Raw genomic sequence first — 10,661 nt, forward strand, 5'->3', positions numbered from 1 at the left:
GTTGAATCAGCATCGACAGGACCTACACGATGTCAGCTTCCCTCACGACTGCTTCCGGCTTCAATGCGTCCTCTGCCAAGGTCGCAAGCGCTACCCATGACTTCATAGCCGCGCGCCTGCCTGAGTGGCTCAAGCGCGCTTCTCCCGCTCAGCTCAACCGGCTGCGTGACCGCTTCAAAGCGCACCAGGCCAGCCAGGAACGCGTGCGCGCCTCTACGCGGCGGTTGATTCCACTGCAAAGCTTCGCTGAGTTGCATATGCAGAGGCTGCTTGCAGATCTGCCGGGCAGCCCGGCCCTGGATGCGCTGCAGTGGCGGGAGATACGGCGCAATTTCAAAGTCCCGCAAGGCACCGGCCTCCCGATCGATGAGGTAATCGAGTTGAGAGAGCCTGCCGTTTTGCGCCTGATGCAGAATTTTCACGAGCAGGCTAGCTTCTACCTGGGCACTGGTCTGGTGAATACAGGTGAAGACAGCTTGCTCACCGCAGACATCGATGCCCTGGTGCAGGCATGCCGGGACCTGAATGCTGGCGGGCGCTATCAGAAGCTCTTGTCGCAGGTGTTCACCGACGACACCTGCAACGCACTGATTGCAGACAAGCGAGCGGCGCTTGAGTTAGCTACCGAAGTGGCAGCACTGCGCGGCGATCTGACGGCTGGACAACAGATTGCGTTGGCGGGCTTGGCGAGCGATGAGGTCGATCACGGCGAGCTGCGTGCCTACCCAGGCTTGCTGAGCATGCTGGGGCATACCCTGTGCGATGTCGTGCTCGTCCAGTTGCGCGATGAGCACGGTACGGATCGCGGGAGCATACTCTACAGGCCCAGCGATCCTGGCCAGGCATTGCGCCATTTCACGTCCATCCAGGAAATGAACGCCGTGCTCGCGACCGCTCTGCAGAAGGAGAATTTTCGGGCTTACTTCAGTCAGTTGGTCTCTGTGGAGGGGCGCGCTTCCTTTCTCGATACATTGAACAAGCGCTTGAGCGACCCCGTGCCTGACCTGTCGCTTGAAGGCGTCACAGGAACGGAGGATATTTTCTCAAGGCTGGTCGACCAGCAGGTTCAGCGAATCAAGGACGACGCGCGTCTGTTGTTGGTGCCAACCGCGCAGGTGGACCGACACGCTTCTGAAGTGCGACGCAACCAGTGGCGCTCGTTGGGTTGGAATCTGGTCAATCTGGCTGGACTTTTCATACCTGTGATGGGCGCAATGCTGCTTGGACAATTGGTAGTGCAAACGCTTTCGGAAGTCTTCGAGGGCGCAGCGGACTGGTATCACGGTCATCAGCACGAAGCTCTGGAGCACATGCTTGGTGTGGCCGAGACGATAGCAGTGACTGCCGTTGTCGGCGCCGGAGCCAACATACTGGCCAGGGGATATGCAACCACTGATTTTGTAGAAGGACTGGAACCGGTGCGCGGGTTCGATGGGAAGTCGCGGCTATGGGCCAACGACCTCAAGGTCTACGCCAGCTTGCCGGAGGACCCACAACTTGGGAGCGACGGTTTGTACAGGGACTGGGGGCGAGCGTTCTTCCGTAGTGGCAAACGCTATTTCCAGGCGCATCGCCCTGATCCTAGTGGGCCATGGCGCTTGCGTCATGCTCAGCGTCCGGAAGGCTTCGGGCCTGTTCTCGAACACTTTGGCGAGCGAAGCTGGCGGTTGAACGATGGTCGACCACTGGAAGCGGATCAGCCCGATCTCATGCTCGAACAGCTTTGGCCTCAGGCAAGACCGCTCACTCACCAGCAGGCGAGCAAAGTGTTACAGGCCGCCGGAATCGATGTTGCCGCGCTACGGGGTTTACTGGTAGAGGCGCGGGACATTCCAGCCAGTCTGCGTGACAGCCTGGAGCGTTTCGAAGCCGATGCGCGTGTCAGCAGGTTTTTTACAACCCTGCAAGCTGGTGCAAGCCCACGAAACGAAGAAGCGTTGATGCAGTGGTGCCTGGAGCAAACCGTCGCTGGTGGAGGGTCGCAGTTGCATGAGCGCCTTCTTGAGGATGCAGGTCGCTTACGCGGGCTCATGTTCAAGCACCTCTGCCAGATACCGAAGGGCGATGATCCATTGTCCTCAGTCATCAGATCCGACATGCCAGGTCTGCCCGAGCGTTATGTCCAAGCTCTGGCCGCTGACATTGGGCGAACCGAGCGTGATCTTGCCCTGAGCACGGGAAAACTGCCATTGCGTTGCCTGTGCCAGGGTGCGTCGTTGCTGCGTGTTGCCAGGCTGACCCGGGCCATGTGCGGTGTGTACCTGCCCAACGCTTACTGCGATGAAGCGGGCGAACTCGCATTGGCCCTGCTGCAGCGATTGGACGCATGGCCGGCCTTGCACATAGAGCTCTGGACAGACGGCCCGGGTGCACGCCGGATTGCGACGATAGGTGATCAGTCGCCGGATGCAAATCTGATCAAAATCGTTCACAAGGAGGGGCGTTTCCGGGCCATCGAAGAGGCAAGTGTAGGCTATGGAGCTTTGATAGACGAGTCGCACGACTTCTACCAGACGCTACTCGCATTGCTGGAGCCTGCCCAGCGCACAGCGCTTGATCTGGATGGCGACCACGCTGCCGCGACCTTGCGTGATCGCCTCATTGCACAGATGCCTGAAACGCACGCCGAGGTCGAACAACTACTCGGCTGGCCTGGAAAGGATCGTTGGTTCAATCCAGGCCGACGTATGCCCGACGGTCGCGTAGGCTACCCACTCAGCGGTCGTCCGGCTCTAAGGCGTAGCCCCGACAGCCTGCTAAGGAACCGTTTGCGCAATCTGTACCCTGGCCTGGATGAAAGTGCAATCGACAACCGCTTAGCGCGTTTGCTTGAGGGCCCTCATGCTCCCTATGACGCCTTGTTGGAGCTGGAAGAGGACCATGCTGATCTCGAACGACACCTGAGCCGCTGGACAGACTTCGAGTCCAATCCGGCCCGTCAGCGGGTCCGTCGGCAGGTCGCCGACCAGATCCGCCGGGCCTGGCGACAGACGAGCGAACCTCTGGGCGATGAGGCGGCCGGTCAGCGGCTGAGCCTTGTCAATCTGAATGTGGGCAGCTTGCCCGAGCTGCCTGCCCATATCGAGTTCGAACTCACAAGATCATTGGTCATCAGTGACGTGCCGATTACGCACATGCCCGCTGGATTCCTTTCATGCTTCACCCGTTTGAGAGAGTTGAACCTGAGCAGCAACGGTCTGCTGGGCGTGCCTACGGAAATTGCCTACCTGGTCGAGTTGCGAACCCTGCGCCTTGCACGCAACAGCATTCGGCTGGACGATCACGCCTTGAACGCGCTCACCCGCCTGCCGCAGTTGACTCACCTGGATCTGAGCTACAACCCGCTTGGGGCATTTGGGATGCGCTATAACCAGTTGACGCGCCTGGTGGAACTCAACTTGCGTCACTGCAGGTTGGGTGGATGGCCTCACGGGTTGGAGTTGTGCAGCACCTTAGAACGCGTCGACCTGCGTGACAACCTCCTGCACATTGTGCCTGCGGAAATTCTACAGCTGCCACACGCCCGCCGAATGAGCTTCATGGTGGAGCGAAACCGGTTGAGCAGCGTCGAGATGCAGCGGCTCTTTGCCCTTGATTCAATCGCCGAGCATTTCCATCTTCCCGAGCCGCGGCGAGTAATCGACCCGCAGGTGACCTGTGATCTTTGGCTCGATGCAGGCGATCCGCAATTGCGTGTAAGCCGTCAGGCTCTCTGGTCGCGCCTGATGACTGATTCGGACAGCGATGGCCTGGTACGGCTGCTAGGGCTTCTTGAAGATACCGGTGACTACGACACTGCATCGTTCCAGCTGGCGGAGCGGGTGTGGGCTCTACTCCAAGCCATTGATGGCAACGAGCAACTGCGGCAGCGAATCCAAAGTCTGGCTCGTCTGCCATTGACCTGCATGAACACCGTTGCTGATCGGTTCAGTGAGCTACAACTCAGAGCACTCGTCGATGGGGCTGAGCGCAACGTCGCGCCGGAGCGTGGCAATGAGCTATTGGGTATCGGGCAGCAACTGTTTCGCCTGGACCGACTTGAGCAGGTCGCCAGGCGCGATGTGTTGCAGCGCCTGGCTGCGCGGGAAAGGGTGGACCAGGCTGCCGTCAGCCTGGCCTACCGTGTGAGGTTGCGGGCTCGCCTGAACTTGCCGTGTCAGCCCCATAGCATGCTCTACGCCGATGCTGCCGAGCTGACCAGCATTCAGCTTGAGAACGCCTACCGTGAGGTGATGGCAGCGATGACCCCTGACGCGCTATCAATGAGCCTGTCCCAACGTGTGTTCTGGACAAGGTTCATCCATGAACGGCACCCCGAGGTGTTCGATGCGCACCAGGCCCAGTTTGTCGCACGTCGAACAGCGTTGGCCTTGCGTCAGTCGACGATGGACGCTGGCGATTATCAGCTCCAGCTCGACAGCCTGGACACCGAACAAGCCGCTCAGGACCAGTCGCTGGTATTCGAATTGACCCGGCAATTGCTGTTGGGGCGCGAACGCGGATTGGGCTAACCGCCGTTGTGGCCAAACCGATCATCCACAATGAATGGTTTGGCCATTGTGGTTACGCCTGAGCGGCGCGAACATCGTCCGGACTTAACCGTGCACTCCAACAATAAAAAAGCAGGAGTCTGACGATGCGTGACTACGCCGAGGCCGCTCGCTCGTTCCATTACCTTGGTGCCGCGCAGGCGGCCTTGCAGGGCGAGCTGCAGGCCCTTAACGCCTGTGTCGAGTGTTGTGATCGCCACACGGGCGTCGACAAGGTGGCCCTGCACTGGCTGGACAGTGAAGGCAACTACGAGCAGCTGAATTTCGATAGGCTGCAAGCGCTGGCCTCCCGCTTTGCCAGTGTCCTGCGTGCCCATGGTGTCAGTGTGGGCGACCGCGTAGCGGGGCTGTTGCCTCGCACCCCGCAACTGCTGATCACCATTCTCGCCACCTGGCGCCTGGGTGCCGTTTATCAGCCGTTGTTCACCGCCTTCGGGCCTGCTGCGATCGAGCACCGACTGCATCAGTCGCATGCCCGTGTTGTGGTGACTGACCGCAGTAATCGGATAAAGCTCGATGATGTCAAAGCTTGCCCGCTCACGATCACGGTCGATGCCCGCGATGGCGAACCGGACTTCCAGCGGTGTCTTGAAAACGCCTCGCCTGATTGCGAGCCGGTCATGCTCACAGGTGACGATCCCTTCCTGTTGATGTTCACATCTGGAACCACCGGGCCTGCAAAACCCCTTGAAGTACCGCTACGGGCCATCGTAGCGTTCCAAGGCTACATGCGTGATGCCATCGATCTGCGCCCCGAGGACAGGTTCTGGAACCTGGCTGATCCGGGCTGGGCGTATGGCTTGTATTACGCAGTCACCGGGCCGCTTTCATTGGGCCACGCGACCACCTTCTACAATGGCCCCTTCAGTGTCGACAGCTGCACGCAGGTCATTACCCAGTTGGGCATCAACAACCTGGCCGGCTCGCCAACGGCCTTTCGCATGCTCATTGCAGCCGGCGAGCAGTTCAGTACCCCAGTCAAAGGACGCCTGCGCGTGGTGAGCAGTGCAGGGGAGCCGTTGAACCCGGAAGTGATCCGCTGGTTCGCCGAGCATGCCGGGGTAACCATTCATGATCACTACGGGCAGACGGAGCTGGGCATGGTGCTGTGTAACCATCACGGGCTGGGCCACCCGGTGCACGTAGGTTCTGCAGGTTTTGCCGTACCGGGGCATCGGATTGTGGTGCTCGATGAGCAGGGACGCGAACTACCCGCCGGTCAGCCGGGTATCCTGGCGGTGGATCGCGAACAATCGCCCTTATGCTGGTTCGCCGGTTACCACGGGTTGCCGACCAAGGCCTTTGTCGGCAAGTACTACCTGAGCGGCGATACCGTCGAACTGAACCCCGACGGCAGCATCAGCTTCGTCGGGCGCAGCGATGATGTGATTACCACGTCCGGGTATCGGGTTGGGCCTTTCGATGTGGAGAGCGCATTGATCGAGCACCCAGCCGTTATTGAGGCTGCAGTGATCGGCAAGCCTGATCCTGAGCGCACCGAGGTGATCAAGGCATTCGTGGTACTGGCCAAGGGTTACGGCGCCAGCGCCGAGCTTGAAGAGCAGCTGCGCCAGCATGTTCGCCAGCGCCTATACGCCCATGCCTACCCCAGAGAAGTCGAGTTCGTCAGCGAGTTGCCGAAGACCCCCAGCGGCAAGCTGCAACGCTTCATCCTGCGCAATCAGGAAATAGCTCGACAACACGCGCAGCTCGCCACCACGGCCAGCGCTTGAAAGGAAACCGACCATGCAAATAGCCAACAAACACTTCATCGTCAGCGGCGCTGCCTCCGGTCTAGGCGCCGCCACCGCGCACATGCTCATCGAGGCAGGCGCCTCGGTCATGCTTGTGGACCTCAACGGCGACGCCGTGCAAGCCAAAGCCCGCGAGCTGGGCGAGCGCGCGCGTTTCAGCGTGGCCGACATCAGTGACGAAGCAGCTGCAAAAGCGGCCGTATCGGCAGCACTTGCAGCGTTCGGTAGTCTGCACGGTCTGGTGAACTGCGCAGGCATCGTGGGCGCTGAAAAGGTATTGGGAAAACAAGGCCCGCACGGCCTGGCCAGTTTTGCCCGTGTCATCAATATCAACCTGGTGGGCAGCTTCAACTTGCTGAGGTTATGTGCCGAGGCGATGGCCGACGCAGAGGCGGACGACGAAGGCGAACGGGGCGTGATCATCAACACGGCCTCCGTCGCGGCCTACGATGGTCAGATCGGGCAATGTGCCTATGCAGCGTCCAAAGGGGCCGTTGCCAGCCTGACGTTGCCCGCAGCGCGCGAGCTGGCGCGCTACGGGATTCGCGTGATGACCATTGCGCCGGGCATTTTCGAAACCCCGATGATGGCCGGGATGACGCCCGAGGTTCGTGACTCGCTCGCAGCGGGCGTGCCTTTTCCTCCGCGCCTTGGGCGTCCGGAGGAATACGCGGCGCTGGCGCGCCACATCATCGAGAACAGCATGCTCAATGGTGAGGTCATCCGTCTGGACGGTGCCTTGCGCATGGCAGCCAAGTGAGGATTACACCCATGAACACCCGAGAAGATCCCATCGTCATCGTCAGCGCAGTACGCACCCCGATGGGGGGGTTGCAAGGCGAGCTTAGCAGCCTGTCTGCCGTGCAGTTGGGCAGTGCGGCCATTGGCGCCGCGATTGAGCGCGCTGGTGTGCAGGTGCACAGCGTCGATCAAGTGCTGTTCGGCTGCGTGTTGCCGGCAGGCCTTGGGCAGGCGCCGGCGCGTCAGGCTGCACTGGGCGCTGGCCTGGGCAAGCACACTACCTGTACGACGCTTAACAAGATGTGTGGGTCCGGCATGCAGGCCGCCATTCTTGCCCATGACCTGCTGGCGGCAGGCAGCGCCGACGTGGTGGTCGCCGGTGGCATGGAGAGCATGAGCAACGCCCCATACCTGCTGGACAAGGCCCGCGGCGGTTACCGCATGGGCCATGGCAAGGTGATCGATCACATGTTCATGGATGGTCTTGAGGACGCCTATGACAAGGGTCGCTTGATGGGCACGTTTGCCGAAGACTGTGCCCAGGCCAATGGTTTCAGCCGTAAAGACCAGGACGATTTTGCCATCGCATCGCTTACCCGTGCCCAGCAGGCCATTCTCAATGGTCGCTTTACGGATGAAATCGTCCCGGTGGAGGTGACTGAAAGCAAGCAACGCCGTCTGGTCAAGGACGACGAGCAGCCGCCCAAGGCGCGCCTGGACAAGATCGCGCAATTGCGCCCGGCGTTTCGAGACGGCGGTACGGTAACGGCTGCCAACGCCAGCTCCATTTCAGATGGCGCGGCGGCACTCGTGCTGATGCGTCGCTCCGAGGCGCACAAGCGAGGTTTGAAACCGATGGCCGTTATCCACGGTCATGCGGCCTTCGCCGATGCACCGGCCCTGTTCCCGACCGCGCCTATCGGGGCAATCGACAAGCTGATCAAGCGCACGGGTTGGGCGCTTGCCGATGTCGACCTGTTTGAAATCAATGAAGCGTTCGCCGTGGTGACCCTGGCAGCCATGAAGCATCTGGACCTGCCCCACGGCAAGGTCAACATCCATGGCGGCGCCTGCGCACTGGGCCACCCGATCGGCGCTTCAGGGGCGCGCATCCTGGTCACGCTGCTGCACGCCCTGCGCCAGAACAACCTGCGTCGTGGGGTGGCGGCCATCTGCATTGGCGGTGGTGAAGCCACGGCCATGGCTGTCGAATGCCTGGAGTGAGGTAAACCATGCTGGTCAACGAAGAACAACAACAGATCGCCGATGCCGTGCGCAGCTTTGCTCAGGAGCGGCTGCGCCCTTTTGCCGAACAGTGGGACAAGGAGCATCGGTTTCCCCGCGAAGCCATCGAGGAAATGGCAGCGCTCGGCCTGTTCGGCATGCTGGTGCCTGAACAGTGGGGCGGAAGCGACACCGGTTATGTGGCCTATGCTATGGCTCTGGAGGAGATCGCGGCCGGCGATGGTGCCTGCTCGACCATCATGAGCGTGCACAACTCGGTCGGGTGTGTGCCTATTCTGCGTTTTGGCTCTGAACAGCAAAAGCGTGCGTTTCTAACGCCCCTGGCAACCGGCGCCATGCTCGGGGCATTCGCCCTGACCGAGCCACAGGCAGGCTCCGATGCCAGCAGCCTGAAAACCCGCGCGCGCCGTGAGGGCGAGCACTACGTGCTCAATGGCAGCAAGCAGTTCATCACCTCCGGCCAGAATGCCGGGGTGGTGATCGTGTTCGCCGTGACGGATCCGCAGGCCGGCAAGCGCGGCATCAGCGCGTTCATCGTGCCGACCGACGCACCGGGTTATCAGGTGGCCCGTGTCGAGGACAAGCTCGGCCAGCATGCTTCCGATACCTGTCAGATCGTGTTCGACAACGTGCGCGTGCCTGTGGCCAACCGACTGGGTGAGGAAGGTGAGGGCTACAAGATTGCCTTGGCCAACCTTGAGGGCGGGCGCATCGGCATCGCGGCCCAGTCGGTAGGCATGGCGCGCGCCGCCTTCGAAGTGGCCCGTGACTATGCCAAGGAGCGGCAGAGTTTTGGCAAGCCGCTGATTGAGCATCAGGCTGTGGCTTTTCGCTTGGCGGACATGGCAACCCAGGTCGCCGTCGCCCGGCAGATGGTGTTGCACGCTGCCGCCTTGCGCGATGCGGGGCAACCTGCGCTGGTGGAAGCGTCCATGGCCAAGCTCTTTGCTTCGGAAATGGCAGAGAAGGTGTGCTCACACGCCTTGCAGACCCTGGGCGGTTATGGCTATCTGAGCGACTTCCCGCTGGAGCGCATCTATCGCGATGTGCGGGTTTGCCAGATTTACGAAGGCACCAGCGATATTCAGCGCATGGTCATTGCGCGCAATCTTTGAAGGAGCAGACCACATGGCATTTGAAACCATCCTGTTGGACATTCATGGCAAGGTTGGCCTGATCACGCTCAATCGCCCGCAGGCGCTCAACGCCTTGAACGCGCAGATTGTCAGCGAACTGAACCAGGCCTTGGATCAGCTCGAGCGCGACCCTGGCATTGGCTGCGTGGTGCTCACAGGTTCGGCGAAGGCGTTTGCCGCTGGCGCTGACATCAAGGAAATGGCTGAGCTCAAGTACCCGCAAATCTACGTGGACGACCTGTTCAGCGATGCCGACCGCATCGCCAACCGGCGCAAGCCGATCATTGCCGCCGTGTCGGGGTTTGCGCTGGGCGGTGGTTGTGAGCTGGCGATGATGTGCGACTTCATTTTGGCTGGCGATAATGCCAAGTTCGGTCAGCCTGAAATCAACCTTGGGGTGTTGCCGGGCATGGGAGGCACGCAGCGCTTGACCCGTGCGGTGGGCAAGGCCAAAGCCATGGAGTTGTGCCTGACCGGTCGCCTGATGGGTGCTGAGGAAGCGGAGCGCTCAGGGCTGGTGGCGCGTGTCGTGCCGCAGGACGAGCTGTTGCAGGAGGCGCTGAAAGTGGCCGCCACTATCGCTGCCAAGTCCATTCCGGTAAGCATGATGGTCAAGGAGAGCGTTAACCGCGCGTTCGAAGTCACCCTCAGCGAAGGTGTGCGATTCGAGCGGCGGGTGTTTCATGCGGCGTTCTCTACCGAAGATCAGAAAGAAGGCATGGCCGCGTTCATCGCCAAGCGTGAGGCGCAATTCAAGGATCGTTGATGGGGGCGTTTTGCAGGGATTTGCACGGTGGTTCAAGGATGAAGAAGCGTCGCGCTCAGGGTGATGCAGGTGCGATACTTTTGGTGTTCCTGTTTGTTGCTGCGCTTATGATGTTGGCGTCTCGGTATCCCAGCATGATCGAGCGCAGGGTTGAAGCGCGCAAAGCGCAGCAACAGGCGGTGCAGCCTGAGCGGCGGGTTACCGAGACGACAGTTGAGATCATGTTGCAGGACGAGCGGCGTTTGCCGCAGCTAGAGTCGGAGGCATTGATCAAGTAGCCAAAGTGGCTTTTAATCCTTGCCGCTGCCGCTGCCGCTGCCGCTGCCGCTGCCGCTGCCGCTGCCGCTGCCGCTGCCGCTGCTCTTGCTCTTGCTTCTAAGCGCGCGGTCGTCCAGGCGCCGCAGATCGCGACTTCAGGAGGCCGAGCGCAGGGCTTGCGGAGGGAGGTGACAGGCATGGATGCCTGTCA

Annotated in this window: 7 protein-coding genes; all 7 read left to right on the forward strand. The window is 60.9% G+C overall.

Annotated features, from left to right (window positions below; all coding sequences use genetic code 11):
* The first annotated feature begins 29 nt into the window (after nucleotides 1–29).
* The 7 genes from FS777_RS20805 to FS777_RS20835 all read left to right on the forward strand — a co-directional run bounded on the left by FS777_RS20805 (nucleotide 30) and on the right by FS777_RS20835 (nucleotide 10,470).
* Nucleotides 30–4,511, forward strand: coding sequence for an NEL-type E3 ubiquitin ligase domain-containing protein (locus FS777_RS20805; protein WP_145257506.1), 4,482 nt, complete (start codon nucleotides 30–32; stop codon nucleotides 4,509–4,511).
* A gap of 125 nt (nucleotides 4,512–4,636) precedes the next feature.
* Nucleotides 4,637–6,283: an AMP-binding protein gene (locus tag FS777_RS20810; protein WP_078478298.1), complete on the forward strand. Its 1,647-nt coding sequence runs from the start codon at nucleotides 4,637–4,639 to the stop codon at nucleotides 6,281–6,283.
* A 13-nt stretch (nucleotides 6,284–6,296) separates the two neighbouring features.
* Nucleotides 6,297–7,064 carry an SDR family NAD(P)-dependent oxidoreductase gene (locus FS777_RS20815; protein ID WP_078478299.1) on the forward strand — a complete coding sequence of 256 codons (768 nt, stop codon included), beginning with the start codon at nucleotides 6,297–6,299 and terminating at the stop codon, nucleotides 7,062–7,064.
* Between the two features lie 11 nt (nucleotides 7,065–7,075).
* On the forward strand, nucleotides 7,076–8,269 hold the full coding sequence (locus FS777_RS20820) for an acetyl-CoA C-acyltransferase (RefSeq protein WP_058639405.1): 1,194 nt from the start codon (nucleotides 7,076–7,078) through the stop codon (nucleotides 8,267–8,269).
* An 8-nt stretch (nucleotides 8,270–8,277) separates the two neighbouring features.
* Nucleotides 8,278–9,405 carry an acyl-CoA dehydrogenase gene (locus FS777_RS20825; protein WP_058639406.1) on the forward strand — a complete coding sequence of 376 codons (1,128 nt, stop codon included), beginning with the start codon at nucleotides 8,278–8,280 and terminating at the stop codon, nucleotides 9,403–9,405.
* Nucleotides 9,406–9,418: 13 nt separating this feature from the next.
* Nucleotides 9,419–10,192, forward strand: coding sequence for an enoyl-CoA hydratase (locus FS777_RS20830; protein WP_058605646.1), 774 nt, complete (start codon nucleotides 9,419–9,421; stop codon nucleotides 10,190–10,192).
* 38 nt (nucleotides 10,193–10,230) lie between these two features.
* Nucleotides 10,231–10,470: a hypothetical protein gene (locus FS777_RS20835; RefSeq protein ID WP_145257510.1), complete on the forward strand. Its 240-nt coding sequence runs from the start codon at nucleotides 10,231–10,233 to the stop codon at nucleotides 10,468–10,470.
* The last annotated feature ends 191 nt before the right edge of the window (nucleotides 10,471–10,661 follow it).

The organism is Pseudomonas sp. DE0157 (assembly GCF_007678615.1).
Lineage (GTDB): Bacteria > Pseudomonadota > Gammaproteobacteria > Pseudomonadales > Pseudomonadaceae > Aquipseudomonas > Aquipseudomonas parafulva_B.